Origin of the sequence: Vibrio sp. VP6, assembly GCF_028823755.1 — a bacterium.
Classification (GTDB): Bacteria; Pseudomonadota; Gammaproteobacteria; order Enterobacterales; family Vibrionaceae; genus Vibrio; species Vibrio parahaemolyticus.
This window is the reverse complement of the sequence record NZ_JAPEID010000196.1, coordinates 1-587: the sequence shown is the minus strand read 5'-3', so window position 1 is coordinate 587 and position 587 is coordinate 1. Positions and strand designations below refer to the sequence as shown.

1 protein-coding gene and 1 pseudogene are annotated in these 587 nt (G+C 42.8%); both read left to right on the top strand.

All coding sequences use genetic code 11. The features are described from left to right. Positions 1–338: hypothetical protein (locus OU793_RS24860; protein ID WP_274647943.1), on the top strand; the 338-nt coding region annotated here is incomplete at its 5' end. Continuing rightward, positions 335–587: pseudogene (locus OU793_RS24855) on the top strand (hypothetical protein); the annotation flags it as partial. The gene OU793_RS24860 and the pseudogene OU793_RS24855, both read left to right, overlap by 4 nt.

The following is a 587-nucleotide window of genomic DNA, read 5'->3' as shown; positions in this document are numbered from 1 at the left end:
ACGCATTAAATTCGCTTGAAAGCGTCACTACGATTGCTTCTTGCCAGGGACACGCTGCTGGATGGTTAGAAGCACCTTACGTTTATTTCAACGCCTCAGTTCCCATGGTTCAGAAAATCGTGACCATCATTAGACAAGCACACTTAAATGATAAGTTTCATCACGCTTGGAAAATCACAGGCGAGTTTAACGAACAAAATCAACTCACTTTCACGCTGTCATCGCCATACTATGACGAAAACTATCTTAAAAAGAGAGTCGTCGATTTAGCTTGGAATAGAAGAAAAGTAGACGAAGATATCCGCACACTAAGCGACTGTTTCGGAGAGATACGATGAAAACATGCTCCTTTATGTTGGGCGGACTATTATTGAGTTTAGCTTTAGGCTTATACATAACAGGCTATCGCCTTAATCTCACGCATTCATACCCCCTCGGCCTTTATCAGTTTTCCAAAACAAACCAATATCAGCAAGGGGATTTAGTGGTCTTCTGTCCGCCTCCTAGTGCGGTTATTGAGCAAGCGCTTAAACGCGAATACCTAAAATACGGCACCTGTAAAAGTGGCTCGACTCCGCTTATCAAAA